At 69.2% G+C, this 14,708-nt stretch carries 12 protein-coding genes, 3 tRNA genes and 1 pseudogene; 7 read left to right on the top strand and 9 right to left on the bottom strand.

The genetic code is table 11. The annotated features are described in order from the left end of the window. Positions 1–90: 90 nt before the first annotated feature. From lpdA to WH5701_RS02005, 4 genes are all read right to left on the bottom strand, one after another. Positions 91–1,539, bottom strand: a complete 1,449-nt coding sequence (gene lpdA / locus WH5701_RS02020) for a dihydrolipoyl dehydrogenase (protein ID WP_006170223.1) — start codon at positions 1,537–1,539, stop codon at positions 91–93. Continuing rightward, on the bottom strand, positions 1,536–2,408 hold the full coding sequence (locus WH5701_RS02015) for an RNA methyltransferase (RefSeq protein ID WP_006170222.1): 873 nt from the start codon (positions 2,406–2,408) through the stop codon (positions 1,536–1,538). The genes lpdA and WH5701_RS02015 overlap by 4 nt, the downstream gene beginning before the upstream one ends. Further along, positions 2,383–2,631 (bottom strand): hypothetical protein, encoded by a 249-nt coding sequence (locus WH5701_RS02010; RefSeq protein ID WP_006170221.1) that lies wholly within the window; start codon positions 2,629–2,631, stop codon positions 2,383–2,385. Before WH5701_RS02010 ends, WH5701_RS02015 begins: the two co-directional genes overlap by 26 nt. Before the next feature lie 77 nt (positions 2,632–2,708). Continuing rightward, positions 2,709–2,792 (bottom strand) — tRNA-Leu (locus WH5701_RS02005). A gap of 194 nt (positions 2,793–2,986) precedes the next feature. Between WH5701_RS02005 and murA the strand changes: the two genes are divergently transcribed. The 5 genes from murA (at position 2,987) to WH5701_RS01980 (ending at position 7,608) form a co-directional block, all read left to right on the top strand. Continuing rightward, a complete protein-coding gene (gene murA, locus WH5701_RS02000) occupies positions 2,987–4,288 on the top strand; it encodes a UDP-N-acetylglucosamine 1-carboxyvinyltransferase (protein ID WP_006170220.1) in 1,302 nt (433 codons plus the stop codon). A 32-nt stretch (positions 4,289–4,320) separates the two neighbouring features. Beyond that, positions 4,321–4,402 (top strand) — tRNA-Leu (locus tag WH5701_RS01995). Positions 4,403–4,485: 83 nt separating this feature from the next. Beyond that, on the top strand, positions 4,486–5,673 hold the full coding sequence (locus WH5701_RS16545; RefSeq protein WP_071934253.1) for an aspartate aminotransferase family protein: 1,188 nt from the start codon (positions 4,486–4,488) through the stop codon (positions 5,671–5,673). A gap of 31 nt (positions 5,674–5,704) precedes the next feature. Further along, positions 5,705–6,958, top strand: a complete 1,254-nt coding sequence (locus WH5701_RS01985) for a folylpolyglutamate synthase/dihydrofolate synthase family protein (protein WP_006170218.1) — start codon at positions 5,705–5,707, stop codon at positions 6,956–6,958. Between the two features lie 38 nt (positions 6,959–6,996). Beyond that, positions 6,997–7,608, top strand: coding sequence for a pentapeptide repeat-containing protein (locus WH5701_RS01980; protein ID WP_006170217.1), 612 nt, complete (start codon positions 6,997–6,999; stop codon positions 7,606–7,608). A gap of 5 nt (positions 7,609–7,613) precedes the next feature. Here WH5701_RS01980 and WH5701_RS01975 read toward each other — a convergent pair whose 3' ends face one another. The 3 genes from WH5701_RS01975 to WH5701_RS01965 are packed head-to-tail and all read right to left on the bottom strand — an operon-like array spanning position 7,614 to position 10,910. Continuing rightward, positions 7,614–9,095 carry an FAD-binding oxidoreductase gene (locus tag WH5701_RS01975; RefSeq protein WP_006170216.1) on the bottom strand — a complete coding sequence of 494 codons (1,482 nt, stop codon included), beginning with the start codon at positions 9,093–9,095 and terminating at the stop codon, positions 7,614–7,616. Between the two features lie 49 nt (positions 9,096–9,144). Continuing rightward, positions 9,145–10,467, bottom strand: a complete 1,323-nt coding sequence (locus WH5701_RS01970; protein WP_006170215.1) for an amidohydrolase family protein — start codon at positions 10,465–10,467, stop codon at positions 9,145–9,147. Further along, the gene (locus WH5701_RS01965) at positions 10,461–10,910 is read right to left on the bottom strand and encodes a DUF4359 domain-containing protein (protein ID WP_156776494.1); all 450 of its coding nucleotides are present in this window, start codon (positions 10,908–10,910) and stop codon (positions 10,461–10,463) included. The genes WH5701_RS01970 and WH5701_RS01965 overlap by 7 nt, the downstream gene beginning before the upstream one ends. Positions 10,911–10,952: 42 nt before the next feature. On the opposite strand from WH5701_RS01965, the gene WH5701_RS01960 reads away from it, so the two are divergent. Next, positions 10,953–11,025, top strand: a tRNA-His gene (locus tag WH5701_RS01960). A 92-nt stretch (positions 11,026–11,117) separates the two neighbouring features. Here WH5701_RS01960 and WH5701_RS16540 read toward each other — a convergent pair. Further along, positions 11,118–12,008 (bottom strand): annotated as a pseudogene (locus tag WH5701_RS16540) (DUF1611 domain-containing protein); the annotation flags it as partial. Between the two features lie 71 nt (positions 12,009–12,079). Continuing rightward, positions 12,080–13,210 carry a dipeptide epimerase gene (locus WH5701_RS01945; RefSeq protein ID WP_006170212.1) on the bottom strand — a complete coding sequence of 377 codons (1,131 nt, stop codon included), beginning with the start codon at positions 13,208–13,210 and terminating at the stop codon, positions 12,080–12,082. Positions 13,211–13,244: 34 nt separating this feature from the next. Here WH5701_RS01945 and miaB point away from each other — a divergent pair, with 34 nt between their 5' ends. After that, positions 13,245–14,669: a tRNA (N6-isopentenyl adenosine(37)-C2)-methylthiotransferase MiaB gene (miaB, locus tag WH5701_RS01940; RefSeq protein ID WP_006170211.1), complete on the top strand. Its 1,425-nt coding sequence runs from the start codon at positions 13,245–13,247 to the stop codon at positions 14,667–14,669. Positions 14,670–14,708 lie beyond the last annotated feature (39 nt).

Genomic DNA, 14,708 nt, shown 5'->3' with positions numbered 1-14,708 from the left:
GGCAACGAATGCTGGACTCAGATCGTAGAAGCGGTGGACGCCGAGATCTCCTGCGACAGTCCTGCCTGGTGGACCGTCAGACCAGGGCGGTCAGACCAGGGCCGCGGCCGCCTGCTTGTAGGCCACCTCGACCACTTCGCTCAGGGTGGGGTGGGTGTGCACCTCGTTGGCCAGCTCGCGCACGCTCTGGCGCCGGGCCACGGCATTGGCGATCTCCTGGATCAAGTCGGCAGCATGCAGACCGTAGATGTGGGCCCCCAGCACCTCACCGCTGGAGCGGTTGAACAGCAGTTTCATCAGACCGTCGCTTTCGAGCTCCGCCAGCGCCTTGGAATTGGCCTTGAAGTAGCTGCGCACCAGGCCCAGCTCGAAGCCATCGGCGGCGGCGAGCTCCTTGGCGTCGGCTTCGCTCAAGCCCACGGAACTGATCTCGGGATGGGTGAAAGTGGCCGCCGGAATCGAGCGGTAATCGATCAGGCGCTGGTGGCCCAGGATGTTGTCCACAGCCACGCTCCCCTGAGCGGCAGCGGTGTGGGCCAGCATCATCTTGCCGGTCACATCGCCCACGGCCCAGAGGTGCGGCACGGGGTTGCCATCCACCAGCACCCGCATGGCCTCATCCACCGGAATGAAGCCGCGGTTGGTCGTCACACCGACGCTCTCGAGGTTGAGGTACTTGCTCACGGGCACCCGGCCTGTGGCCACCAGCACCGCATCCACCTCCAGGGTCTCCACCGGCTCGCGGCTGGCCATCTCCACCAGCTCGATCCGCACCGGCGATCCCGGGGTCACCGTCTTGGCCAGCACTCCGGAGCGGGCGTCGATGTCGCGACCGTCGATCAGCTTGCGCGCGGCGATCTTGGCGATGTCGGGATCGAAGGTGGGCATCACCCGATCGAGGGCCTCGATCATCGTGACCTCACAGCCGAGGGCCGTATAGACATCGGCGAATTCCAGGCCGATGTAGCCACTGCCGATGATCGCGATCCAGCGGGGCAGCCACTCCAGGCTGATGGCCTCGTCGCTGGTGAAGACGGTGCGGCCGTCGGTTTCGATTCCGGGCGGTACGAAGGGATCGGAGCCGGTGGCGATGATCACGTCGCGGGCGGAATACACCCGCTCGATGCCGCTGGCTTCGCGCACCGCCACCCGCTGGGGGCCCTCCAGCCTGCCCTTGCCCCGCAGGATCGTGGCGCCGGCACGCTCCAGCGTCTTGGTGAGGTTGGTGCGGATCGTGGCCACCAGCTGGTTGGCGTGGTCGGCGATCTTCTGGCGCTCGAAGCGCACCGGAGCTGCGTGGATGCCGAAGCCGCGCAGGTGCTCGGCGTCGGCCAGCTCGCGCACGCGGCCGCTGGCGGCCAGCAGGGCCTTGGAGGGCACGCAGCCCCGGTTCACGCAGGTGCCGCCCATGTCACGCGACTCCACGATTGCTGTGCGCAGGCCATGGTCGGCGGCGTGCTTGGCGGCGTCGAAGCCGCCATAACCGGCACCGATCACGATCAGATCGAAGTCAAAGCTGGCTGCACTGGCGTCGCTCACCTGGGCTGCTGCGGTTGTTGCCCCGCATTCTCCCCCGTCAGCTGACGCCAGCGCTCCAGCAGCAGCGGCGCGGCGGCCACCGCCACGTTCAGCGATTCCACCGCCCCGCTGTGGGGAATGGTGACCTGGTGGCTGCTGGCCGCCAGCAACTCCGGCGCCAGCCCGGCCCCCTCGTTGCCGAGCAGCAGCACCGTGGGGAGGGTCCAGTCGAGCTGCCAGTAGGGAATTCCACCGGCCACCACCGAGGCCACCACCTGAACACCGCCTGTGCGGGCGGACTCCAGGCGGGGCAGCAGCTGCTCGAGCCGGCGGCAGGGCAGGGCCAGGGCCGCGCCGGCGGACGCGCGCAGCACCTTGGGCTGAAAGGGGTCGGCCCCCTCCGAGTGCCAGAGCTCCTCCACCCCCGCCGCCAGGGCGGTGCGCATCAAGGTGCCGAGGTTGCCGGGATCCTGGAGGCGATCGAGCGCCAGCACGAAATCAACACGCTCGCAAGCCGGCGGCTCCGGCCACGGCAGTGTCAGCACCACCCCATCGGGATGGGCGGTGGTGGCCACTGCCTCCAGGACGGGCTCAGCGACCGGTTGCAGCAAGGCAGCCATGCGCGGGTGGCCCTCCAGAAGGGAGCGGTGACGCTCGATCCAGCCGGGGCTGGCCAGCACCTGACTGGGCCGCAGGCCCAGGCGCAAGGCCTCCTCCAGCAGATGGGTGCCCTCCAGCAGCAGCAGGCCCTGCTCACGGCGGCCACGGGGCTGGTGAAGAGCGCGAAACCGGCCCACCAGCGGATTACGGCGGCTGGTGATCAGCTCACGAGCCTGGGGGACCCAGGGGGACCCATCGCTGGCCTCAGAACGACTGACGGCGGCGCACATGCATGGGGTCCTTGATCAGGATCCCGGACTCTTCAAGATCGACACCCCGGATCGAGGCCACTTCACCCTCGATGCCCTCGCTGCTGAGGTTTTCCACCAACCGGCTCACCACGATGTCTTCGATGGTGGATTCATCCATGCCATCGGGGGTGAGACTCTCGAGAAACTTGCCGATCTTCTTGGCAACAACCTCAGAAGAATTCGTGATCTTAATGACAATCATGGGTGAGGCTGCACCACGGCTAGAAGCACTGGCCCCGGCAGGGGGGAGATGAGGGCGTGGGCTGGGCTGGGGAAAAGTGCGGATGGGGAGACTTGAACTCCCACGACATTGCTGCCACTAGTACCTGAAACTAGCGCGTCTACCAATTCCGCCACATCCGCTGGCGTGCCGCCGAAGCGACCGAGAAACCTTAAATCACGGAGGGCCGCACAGACCAGTGACACGACAGCCCAGACCCCGCGCTGGAGGCGATCAGGCAGACTTGCAACCAACCATGACAGTTCCTTGGGCGGACGCCTAGACGGTCGCCGGCTTGGTTGTCAAGATTCCGGAACCAAAAGTCGGCCCGAACGCCATGACCCTGACCGTCGCACCGACGCCCACCTCCCTGCTTGCCCCCCAGCTGGAGATCATGGGTGGACGACGGCTCTCCGGTGAGGTTCGGGTCAGCGGTGCCAAGAACTCCGCCCTGGTGCTGATGGCGGCTTGTCTGCTCAGCCGCGACACCCTGCGCCTGACCAACGTGCCCCCCCTGACGGACATCGCCGGGATGGGAGAGATCCTCACCGCGCTTGGTGTTCGCGTCAAACGAGGTCTCGACTGGGTGGAGCTCGACGCCAGCCACCTGAGCCAGTCGACTCCTCCTTATGAACTGGTGAACAGTCTGCGGGCGAGCTTCTTCTGCATCGGCCCCCTGCTCGCCCGGCTCGGCATGGCCAAGGTCCCCCTGCCGGGCGGCTGCAAGATCGGCTCCAGGCCCGTCAGCGAGCATGTCAAAGGCCTCAAGACCCTCGGTGCCCAGGTGAGCATTGAGCATGGAGTGGTTTCGGCCGCCGTGCCGGGCCGCAGCCTGCGCCTCACGGGTGACCGCATCCACCTGGAATGCCCCAGCGTCGGTGCCACCGAAACCCTGATGATGGCCGCCGCCCTGGCTGAGGGGGAAACGGTGATCGAGAACGCTGCCCTTGAGCCTGAGGTGGTGGATCTGGCCGGCCTGCTCAACGCCATGGGCGGCCGAGTCCAGGGCGCCGGCACTCCCACGATCGTCATCGATGGCGTCGATCGCCTGCACGGAGCCGATTACGCCGTGATCCCCGACCGCATTGAAGCCGGCACCTTCCTCCTGGCCGCCGCCATCACCCGTTCCGCCCTGCGCGTCACCCCGGTGATCCCCGATCACCTCGGCGCCGTACTCAACAAACTGGTGGATGTGGGCTGCGAGCTGATTCCCGACGGCGAGGGCATGACCCTGCGCGCCGAACACATCCAGGCCGTCGACCTGCGCACCCAACCCTTCCCCGGCTTCCCCACCGATCTGCAAGCCCCGTTCATGAGCGTGCTGGCCACCGCGCGGGGCACCAGCATGGTGGTGGAGAACATCTTCGAGAACCGCCTCCAGCACGTGGCTGAACTGCAGCGCATGGGCGCCGACATCCGCATGCAGGGCAACACCGCCCTGGTGGAGGGGGTGGCCCGTCTCAGCGGAGCTCCCGTGCAAGGCACCGACCTGCGCGCCTCGGCCGCGATGGTGCTGGCCGGCCTGGCCGCTGATGGCATCACCACCGTTCAGGGACTGGAGTTCCTTGATCGGGGCTACGCCGATTTCGAAGGCAAGCTCAACGCCGTCGGCGCCTCGATCCGGCGCCTGGAGTCCTGAGCTTTCTCCTGCCCGCGTAAAGTGGCCCCTGCGGGAGCGTGCCGGAATTGGTAGACGGACTCGACTCAAAATCGAGCGCCCTCGGGCATGTGGGTTCAAGTCCCACCGCTCCCATCACCCTGCCTCGGGCCAGCAGCCAGCCCCCTCCACAGCCCCAGGCACCGCTGGCGGTGGCTCACACCCCGGTTTCGGCGGTGATGGACACCTATGCCCGCCTGCCTCTCGAGCTCGTCAAAGGCCGGGGGGTGTGGGTCCGTGACCAGCACGGGCGTCGCTACCTCGACTGCGTGGCCGGGATCGCCACCTGCACTCTCGGCCACAGCGACAGAGTGATGCGGCGGGCCCTGGGCAAACAGCTGGGCCGTCTGCAGCACGTCTCCAACCTCTACAAGATCCCCGAGCAGGAGGAACTGGCCCGCTGGATCGTTGGGCGCAGCTGCGCCGACCGCGTCTTCTTCTGCAATTCCGGCGCCGAAGCCAATGAGGCCGCCATCAAGCTGGCCCGCAAGCACGGCCATCAGGTGCGTGGGATCGAGCGGCCGCTGATCCTCACAGCCCAGGCCAGTTTCCATGGCCGAACCCTGGCGACCGTGAGCGCCACCGGTCAACCCAAATACCACAAAGGCTTCGAGCCGATGGTGGAGGGATTCCACTTTTTTCCCTACAACGACACCGCCGCCTTCGAAGCTCTGCTCAGCCGCAGCGAAGCCGACGGTCCACGTGTGGCGGCCGTGATGCTGGAGCCCCTGCAGGGGGAGGGGGGCGTCAACCCCGGCGATCCGGCCTTCTTCCAGCGGGTGCGCCAGCTCTGCGATCAGCACCGCATCCTGCTGATCTTCGACGAGGTCCAGATCGGCATGGGCCGCAGCGGCTGTCTCTGGGGCTACGAAAAACTGGGCGTCGAGCCCGATGCCTTCACCACGGCCAAGGGGCTGGGCGGGGGCTTCCCGATCGGCGCCCTGGCGGTGAAGCAGGCCTTCGATCACTTCCGTCCCGGCGACCACGCCAGCACCTTCGGGGGCAACCCCCTGGCCTGCCGCGCCGCCCTGACCGTGGCCCAGGAGCTGGAGCGGCGGCTTCTGGTGCCCCACGTGCAGCGCATGGGCGAGCTGCTGCAGCAGTTGCTGGCTGAGCTGGTGAGCCGCCACCCCCAGCTTCTGGAGGGGGTGCGCGGCTGGGGCCTGCTCCAAGGCCTGGTGCTCAGGCCGGAAGCCCCCACCGCCCCGCAGATCGTGCAGTCGGCGCTTGAGAAGGGCTTACTGGTGGTGCCCGCCGGGCCAAGGGTGGTGCGGCTGGTGCCGCCCCTGGTGATTCAGCCCCGCCAGCTCCGCCAGGCCGTGGCGCTGCTGGAGCAAGCCCTGCTGGCGATCAGCGCGGGCACCTGAATCGAGGCGGCCACTGACTGCCTTCAATCCGGTGCCAGCCATCGATTCGTTCGCCGATCTGATCGAGCCGTTCAGCCGCCGCGGTGTTGACCTGGGACTGGAGCGGATGCGCAGGGCCCTGGCGGAGCTGGGCCATCCCGAGCGCCGCTTCGCAGCGGTGCAGGTGGCGGGCACCAACGGCAAGGGATCGATCTGCACCCTGGTGCACGCAGCCCTGCTGGCCAGTGGCCTGCAGGCCGGGCTCTACACCTCTCCCCACCTGGTGAGCTGGTGCGAGCGGATCCAGCTGGGGGACCAACCGATCACCGCCCCGGAGCTGCGCCGGCTGCTGAGCGATCTGCAGCCCCTGGCCCGGCGCCACGATCTCACCCCCTTCGAGCTGGTGACCCTGGCGGCCTTTCAGGCCTTCGCCGAGGCAGGCCTCGATCTGGTGGTGCTGGAGGTGGGCCTGGGGGGACGGCTGGATGCCACCACCGTCCATCCCGAGCGCCAGGTGCTGGGCTTCGCCGCCATCGGCATGGACCATGCCGAAGTGCTCGGCTCCAGCATCGCGGCCATCGCCGCTGAAAAAGCGGGGATCTTCAGCCGCGGCAGCCTGGCGGTGAGCGGCCCTCAGCACCCCGAGGCCGCTTCCGTGCTGCGCCGGCGCGCCGTCGAGAGCGGGAGCAGCTTGCGCTGGGTCGACCCGCTCGCCACAGCCGAGGGGGATCTGGTGGCCGGGCATCTGCGCTGGCGCAGCGGCCTGCCCGGACTGGTGCAGCGCCACAACGCAGCCGTGGCCCTCGGCCTGGTGCAAGCCCTGCGCCAACGGGGCTGGACGATCCCCGATCAGGCCATCGTTGAGGGGTTCAAGGCAGCCCGCTGGCCGGCGCGGCTGCAACCGGTGCTCTGGCGGGGTCAACCCCTGCTGCTGGATGGGGCCCACAACCTGCCTGCAGCCGAAGCCCTGCGCCAGGAACTTGATCAGGGCGAGGCCAACGAGCGCGAACGCTGCTGGGTGCTGGGGGTGCTGGCCAACAAGCCCGCGCCAGCCATGGTCCGGGCCCTGCTGGCCCCATCCGATCGGGCCTGGCTGGTGCCGGTGCCTGAGCATCCCTGCTGGAGCCTGGAGGCGCTGCTGGCGGAGGCGCCCGCGCTGGCCGGACGCCTTTGGGCGAGCCCCTCGCTGGCGGAGGCCCTCAGCGCCGCTACGGCCAGTGCCGACGGAGGGGTGGTGGTCGTGGCGGGATCGCTCTACCTGATCGGTGCCCTGATCGGTTCAGGCGCCCTCCAGCAATCGGGGTGATCCGGGGGAGAGTGGAGGCAGCATCCCGCCGCAGCGCCATGACCCCTGCCACGCACCCGATCCAGCCCCAGGAAGGCCACGACCAGGCCCCCCAGCAACACCGTCGCGGCTGGCCCGGAGCCCTGACCGTCGCACTACTGGCCCTGCTGGCGGCCTCGCTGCTGGGCTCCCCCTGGAGCCCTCCCGCCCTCGCCCTCGACACCAGTGCAGGGGTGGGCTTGCAGGATCGCGCCCTGTTTCAGGACAGGGTCGATTACACCCTCACCAACCAGGACGGCAAGGACTTCAGCGGTCAGCAGCTGGCCAACACCTCCTTCGCCGGGGTGATGGCCCGGGATGCCGATTTCAGTGGCGCGGATCTGCACGGATCGATCCTCACCCAGGCCGCTTTCCTGCGCTCCGATTTCAGCGGAGCCGACCTCTCCGATGCCCTGATGGACCGGGCCGACTTCAGCGGCACCGACCTGAGCGGAGCCCTGCTTCGGGGTGTGATCGCCGCCGGCAGCAGCTTCAGCGGCGCCGTGATCGATGACGCCGACTTCAGCGACGCCCTGCTGGATCGCTCCGATCAGCGCGCCCTTTGCCGCCGGGCCCAGGGCACCAATCCCACCACGGGCGTGAGCACCCGCCTCAGCCTCGACTGCCCTTAGGCCATTCAGCGTTCACCCCAGCCCCGCAACTTGCCGGGGTTGAGCAGACCCGCAGGGTCGTAGGCCTGTTTGGCCGCCACCTGGTCGGCGTCGATCACTCCCAGGCCCCCATCTTCCACCGTGAGCACGTGGGGGTTGAACAGGAAGGCCCCCAGCTGCCGGGCCTGCTCCATCAGCTCCAGCAGAGCCTCCCTGCCGCGCCAGCGCACCAGGGGGAGGCCCGCCAGCCGCTGGCAGCCCTGCTGGCGCACGGCCTCAAGGTGCCAGAGCAGATCATCCCCCCAGCGTTGCTTGAGGGCTTCGAGCGCCGGGGTCTCCGGTTGAGGCAGGAGCATCTGCAGATAGGTCCAACCGGGGTCATGGGCCCGCATGTGCAGGGTGGTGTGGTTCCAGCAGAGTTCCCGCAGGGGCACGCCGCGGCTGCCCTGCTCCGGCGCCTGCCAGACCAGCCGCCCACCCATGGCCGCCAGCAGCGGCTCCAGGGCCGGCAGGGCGTCGGGTGCCGCCAGCAGCAGCAGGCGATGCCCATCGGCCGGTGGACAGATGGCCGGGCCGTGCCCCCCCGGACAGGGCAGACGCCGGGCCACCGCGTCCTCCAGCAGGCAGAGGCCATTGAGCAGCAGGGCGGTGGCGGGCAGGGTACGGATCGCCGCGACCGCTGCAGTCCAGCTGCTGAAATCGATCACCACCTGCTGCCAGGGCACCGCTGCGGCCGTGGCCATGGTCACGGCGGTGAGGATGCCGTTGCTGCCGTAGGCGTGGTTGAGGGGGGCGCTGGCGCTGGCATCGAGCTGCAGCAACCGGGGCTCAGGCTCCACCGTGACCACTTCCAGCCCCAGCAGATGGCCGGGGTCGCGCAGGAAGCCCCAGCGCACCGAGCCGATACCGCCTGAGCCTCCGGCGATGAATCCCCCCAGGCTGGCGCTGCGGCGAGTGCTCGGGGTGAGGCGCAACTCCCGCCCATGGGGGGCGAGTTGCTGCTCCAGGTCGGCCAGCAGGCAGCCCGCCTCGGCGGTCAGCACCCCGGTGAGGGGATCCAGCTGCCGCACCTGGTTGAGGCCGCTGAGGTCGAGTACCACCCCCCCCGCCAGAGGGACACACTGGCCATAGTTTCCGGTGCCGCTTCCCCGCAGCGTGAGCGGCACCCCATGACGGGCGCAGGCTCCCGCCACCAGCCGCACCTGCTCGGTGCGGCTGGCCTTGACCACCAGTTGGGCCAGCCTGTCCTGCAGCAGGGGGGTCAGCACCGGGGAGTAGCTGAAGAAATCCCTGGAGAGGCGCTCCAGCTCAGGTCCGGTGCGGATCAGGGCCATCCCTGCGCCGGCTTCACCAGCCGTGGCGGCGGAGGCGGTCCTAACAGCGGCCATTGAACTCAGCTCGGCCACCAGAGCCTCAAGCTGGGCGTCCGTGGCGGGCGCTGGCAGATCGTTCGGCAGCTGGGTGGCGACGGCCAGGGCAGGGGGCCGGGTGGCTGGATCGAGGGGCAAAGCAGCGGTTGCAGCGAACGGCAGGCGGAGGCTCGCGCCTCCTTCCGGTCTACTCAGCCCCGCTGGGCATAGCCGCGGCCATCGCCTCCAGCCGTGCCGCCAGCTCCGGGCCCGCCGGCGCGGGCAGCCACTGGCCAGCGCGCAGCACCCTCCGCTGGGGAGAGCGGGCCAGCAGCTCACTCCAGCTGCCGGCGGCGAGCACCACCAGATCGGCAGGCGCCCCGGTGCGCAGCACCCCATCCCACTCCAGACCCATCAGCCGGGAGGCGGCGGTGGTGAAGGGGGCCAGCCCCTGCCGTTGCCAGGGGGCCAGGTGGGCCGCCGGCAGGCAGAAGCGCAGCAGTTCCAGTGGATCGAAATCCCCGCCCGGATACCAGGGATCCTGAACGTTGTCGCCCCCCACAGCCACCGTGACACCAGCGCGCTGCAGCTGGCGGATCGGGGCCATGGGCCGGGTGGCTGGGGTGTCTCCAGCGCGGTGTCCCAACAGCCAGAGGTTGGTGGGGGGCAGGGCCACCACCGTCAGGGAGGCCTCCGCCATGGCGTCGGCGAGCCGGCTCAAGCGGGGAGCCCTCAACTGCGACATCGAGCAGCTGTGGCTGCAGGTGACCGGCACGCCGATGCGGTGCCGCCGCACCAGCCTGGCCACCAGGGCCACCCCCGCACCGCCCCCCTCGCCACTCTCATCGACGTGCAGATCCACCGAAGCTCCGAGGCTGTCGGCCAGCTGCAACAGGGCCAGCAGCCCCTCACCATCGGCACGGCTGGGGGCCAGGGGGGCACCCAGCACCCCCCCCAGCAGTACCGATCCGCGCGGACCGCTGCTGACGAGCCGGCGGGCCAGGGCCCCTCCCGCCGCCGTGCCCCAGTGCCGCACCGGCACCAGAGCCACCAGCTGCAGCGCCAGCCGCGGCGCCCAGCGGCGTTGCAGCAGCAGCAGTCCCTCCCATCCCGGCTCGGCGCCTGGGCCGAGGCTGTCAATGTGGCTGCGCACGGCCCTCAGGCCATAGCGCCAGGCCCGCTCCAGGGCGCGCTCACCCCGCTCCAGCACCTGCTCGAGGCTGCGTTCCTGGTGCTCCGCCTGGTTGGCCGCCAGGGCCCCCTGCATGGTGCCCGCCGGGTTCGGGTGGCGCTCCCAGCTGAAGGCCTTGTCGAGGTGGGCATGGGTCTCCACCAGAGGGGTGAGCGCCAACGGCAGCAGCTCCCCATCGCCTTGGGGGTGAGTCTCGATCGCCGTGATCCGCCCATCCTGATGGCTCAGACGCACGGCCACCAGGCCGCCCGCATCCGCCGGGGGCAGGTCGCGGCAGCGGGGGTCGATCAGGGCGCGCGGCAGCAGCAGCGGCGGCAGCGACTCAGCCGCGCTCACCACGGCGCACGATCGGCGGTGGCGCTGTCAGGGTCGTTGTCGCTGGAGGTTCTCAGGATCCTGAAGTGCCCCGCAGCCGCCACCGTGAGCACCCGGTAGAGGGGGAGCTCAAGAAACGGCAGCACCGAAGGGCCTCCAATCTCGGTGCGGTAGAGGCTGAACAGTCCGAAGTTCTGCCGCCGGGTGTTGCGACGGGCCAGGTCACCGAGAACCTTGTGCTGGCTGCGGACCAGATCAGGGCAGTTCTGGATCGCCAGTTTCAGGGGCATCGGCAGGCGATGAGCGCAGACCTCCTCCACCGCCAGTTCAGCCAGCTGATCACCGGCGAAGCTCTCGAACTCCTCGGGTCCAGGGTTGGTGAAGGCCAGGGCAACCCCGGTGACCCCTCCACCCACGGCCAGAGCAGAGCACCAGCGGGCGAGGCGAAGTGAAGAGGCTGGCCGCAAGGGGAGGGTGCAAGGCTGCTTGATACATTGGCAAAGACCACGGCGGGCGTCGCCAAGTGGTTAAGGCAGCGGCTTGTGGTGCCGCCATCCGGGGGTTCGAATCCCCTCGCTCGCCCTGATTGAGGCCAGCAGTCGATCGGCTGCTGGTTCATTCCTCACGGGATCCGCGCAGGGAAGTCCCAGCGCGTCACTGATGGCGGCACAGGCCATGGCAGCGCTGTCCTCTGACAACCCTGCGGTGTTCAGGGCCACGGCCTGCACCCGTGGGGACGGCGTGCCATGGGGCCTTCCCAGGGCCGCCAGCCCCTCCAGCACACTGATCAGCTCCGCCAGGGGCGGGATGCCCACCTGGGGATGCTTGTTCACATGGCTCTGGCCGGCCCGGTGGACCAGCACCAGTGCCGTGGGCTGGCTGCCGCGAATCAGGGGCAGGGTGGCTGAGGAGCCGGGGTGGCAGAGGGAACCCTGGCCCTCCACGAACAGCAGGCTCTCCTCCGTGCAGGCCGTCTCTGAAGCCACCTCCAACAGGGCACGCTCCACCGCACCGGCGGCGTAATCGACGCGGACCGCATCCAGGGGAACACCCTTGCCGCTGATCAGGATGCCAGCCTGGCCGGTGCCGACGAAACGGGCATCCAGCCCGGCCCGCCTGGCGGCCGAAGTGAACTCCAGGCAGGCACTCATCTTGCCCACGGCCATGTCGGTTCCCACCGCGAGAACCCGCTCGCCAGGCAGCGCTGCCGCCCGGGCCGCGGCCACCTCCAGACCAGGAGGCTCCTGGCGCAGATCCCAGATCCACTGCCCAGGCCCCCGCAGGGCTGCCAGCTCCGGATCGGACGCCAGGGGGGTGTGCAGACCGCTGGCCAGGTGCAGCCCGGCTCGCAGGGCCGCCGCCAGATCGGCCTTCAGCTCCGGCGGCAGCTGCCCTCCGGATGGAGCCAGCCCCACCACCGCCACCGCTGGCCTGTAAGCCAGGGCAGCGTTGAGGTCGGCCACGATCGGCACCCGCCGGGGGATCCCGGTGATGGGCTCCAGTTCAGCGCCGGCATGGGCCGGATCCACCACGGCCACCACCGGACCCTGCCGGTAGCGCAACATCGCCAGGCCCGTCTTGCCGGAAAGGTTGTCGAGGCCGCCGTGGAGCAGCAGCACCACCGGCGCATCGGCGCTCAGCACGGGGCACTCGCCGCGGTGGGGCCAGAGAGCTCGATCACCCCAAGGCCCGGACGGTTGGAGGGCAGCAGGCAGTCGGCCTGAAGCTCAGGGCCTTCAAAGGGGTCGTCGATCAGGTTCAGGTGACTGTCGAGGTCGGGCCAGCGCACCAGTGGCAGCAACTGGGAGGCGGCGCCATTGAGCAGAGCGCTGTCGGAGTAGCAGCCCAGCATCAGATCGAGTCCAAGGCTCCGAGCGGTCTGGGCCATCAGCAGAGCCTCACTGAGACCGCCACTCTTGAGCAGCTTGATGTTCACCCCATCCACATGGGGGGCCAGGCGCAGCAGGTCGGACAGGTTCCAGCAGCTCTCATCAGCCACCAGGGGAATCGGGCAGCTCAGATCAAGGGCCGCGAAGCTGGCCGCATCGGCCTCGGGGTCGAGCTGGGCGGGCAGCGGCTGCTCCACCAGCACCACCCCCTGCTCCGCCAGCCAGGGGATCAGCTGCTGGGCTGTAACCAGATCCCAGCCGCCGTTGGCATCCACCTGCAGCTCACTGACCATGCCGGCAGCATCGGCCCGTTCCTGCAGCCTCTGCACCACCGCCAGCACCAGGGCCCGGTCATGGCCTGGGCCATCAGGGCTGCCCAGCTTCAGCTTCACCCGCTGGGGCCAGCAGCCCAGGCGGTCCTGCCAGCGATCCAGCCGGGCCAGCACCTGCCCCACTCCAGCCAGGCCGAGGGTGACGCTGGTGGGGCTGCAGGCGGCCCGATCCAGGCCCCAGAGACGCCAGAGGGACTGGCCCAGCTTCTGGCCCCACCAGTCGTGCAGGGCCAGATCGATGGCGCAACGGGCCGGTGGCGACAGTGGGGACAGCCAGGGATCAAGGGCTTGAAAGGCCGGCAGTTCCGCGGCGAGGGCGAGCCCCTCGGCGGAGGCGAAGCGCGGCAGCAGGGCCTCCAGCTCCGCGGCGACCGCTTCGGTGGCGTAGGCCCGGTGACCGGTTTCGAAACCGCCGGCTTCGCCACGCCCCACCAGCCCCTCGTGCTCCAACTCGACCACCAGCCGCCGCACCGACGCCGTGGTGCCCCGGCTGATCGCCAGGGGCACCGCCTTGGTGAGCGCGATCCAGCGAAGGCGTGCCTGCATCCCACAAGTTTCGGCCATGGTCGAAACTTGTGGGATGAGCGCGACCACCACAACAGCGAGTGCCACAGCAGCGGCCCCAGCCCAGGCCGGGCAGCGCGGCAGCTACTGGATCACCACCTTCGGCTGCCAGATGAACAAGGCCGATTCCGAGCGCATGGCCGGAATCCTCGAAGGCATGGGCTATCAGCCCGGGAGCGATGAGCACAGTGCCGATCTGGTGCTCTACAACACCTGCACGATCCGCGACAACGCCGAGCAGAAGGTCTACAGCTACCTGGGGCGTCAGGCCCAGCGCAAACGGACCAATCCCCACCTCACCCTGGTGGTGGCGGGCTGCGTGGCCCAGCAGGAGGGGGAATCCCTGCTGAGGCGAGTTCCCGAGCTCGACCTGGTGATGGGGCCCCAGCATGCCAACCGGCTGGACACCCTGCTGGAGCAGGTGGCCAGCGGCCAGCAGGTGGTGGCCACTGGCGAGCATCACATCCTCGAGGACATCACCACAGCCCGTCGCGATTCCCAGGTGTGCGCCTGGGTGAATGTGATCTACGGCTGCAACGAGCGCTGCACCTACTGTGTGGTGCCCTCGGTGCGCGGCAAGGAACAGAGCCGCAGCCCCGGGGCCATCCGCCTGGAGATGGAAGGGTTGGCGGAGCGGGGATTCAAGGAGATCACCTTGCTGGGGCAGAACATCGATGCCTACGGCCGCGACCTGCCCGGCATCACTCCCCAGGGCCGCCGCCAGCACACCCTCACCGACCTGCTTCACCACGTCCACGACGTGGCGGGAATCGAGCGGATCCGCTTCGCCACCAGCCATCCCCGCTACTTCACCGAGCGCCTGATCGATGCCTGCGCCGAGTTGCCCAAGCTCTGCGAGCACTTCCACATCCCCTTCCAGAGCGGTGATGACGACGTGCTCAAAGCGATGGCGCGCGGCTACACCGTGGATCGCTACCGGCGCATCCTCGAGCGCATCCGGGAGCGCATGCCCGATGCGGCGATCAGCGCCGATGTGATCGTGGCCTTCCCAGGCGAAAGCGACGCTCAGTACCGCCGCACCCTGGCGTTGATCGAGGCGATCGGCTTCGACCAGGTGAACACCGCCGCCTACTCGCCCAGACCCAACACTCCCGCCGCTGACTGGCCCGATCAACTGCCGGAGGCCGTGAAGGTGGAGCGGCTGCAGGAGCTCAACGCCCTGGTGGAGCGCACGGCGCGCCAGCGCAGCGAGCGCTACCTGGGGCGCATCGAGCAGGTACTGGTGGAAGGCACGAACCCCAGAGACCCCGGCCAGCGCATGGGACGCACCCGCACCAACCGGCTGACCTTCTTCCCGGACCTGGCCCCATCCCGCAGCCCCGCTGAGCTCGAAGGCGGCATCATTCAGCCGGGGGATCTTGTGAACGTGCGTATTGAGAAAGTGCGCGCTTTCTCCCTCACCGGCGTGGCGTTGGGCTGAGACGCGGCGGCGCTGATACGTTTGGCGCCGATCCGGACC

The organism is Synechococcus sp. WH 5701, assembly GCF_000153045.1.
GTDB lineage: Bacteria > Cyanobacteriota > Cyanobacteriia > PCC-6307 > Cyanobiaceae > Regnicoccus_A > Regnicoccus_A antarcticus.
The sequence above is the reverse complement of the archived record's forward strand: the minus strand, read 5'-3'. Positions and strand labels throughout refer to the sequence as shown.

Bases quoted from the DNA above. Each gene is read 5' to 3' on its own strand.
- WH5701_RS02015 (WP_006170222.1), bottom strand. From the start codon at position 2,408: ATGTGCGCCGCCGTCAGTCGTTCTGAGGCCAGCGATGGGTCCCCCTGG.
- WH5701_RS02010 (WP_006170221.1), bottom strand. From the start codon at position 2,631: ATGATTGTCATTAAGATCACGAATTCTTCTGAGGTTGTTGCCAAGAAG.
- murA (WP_006170220.1), top strand. From the start codon at position 2,987: ATGACCCTGACCGTCGCACCGACGCCCACCTCCCTGCTTGCCCCCCAG.
- WH5701_RS16545 (WP_071934253.1), top strand. From the start codon at position 4,486: ATGGACACCTATGCCCGCCTGCCTCTCGAGCTCGTCAAAGGCCGGGGG.
- WH5701_RS01980 (WP_006170217.1), top strand. From the start codon at position 6,997: ATGACCCCTGCCACGCACCCGATCCAGCCCCAGGAAGGCCACGACCAG.
- WH5701_RS01945 (WP_006170212.1), bottom strand. From the start codon at position 13,210: ATGCAGGCACGCCTTCGCTGGATCGCGCTCACCAAGGCGGTGCCCCTG.
- miaB (WP_006170211.1), top strand. From the start codon at position 13,245: ATGAGCGCGACCACCACAACAGCGAGTGCCACAGCAGCGGCCCCAGCC.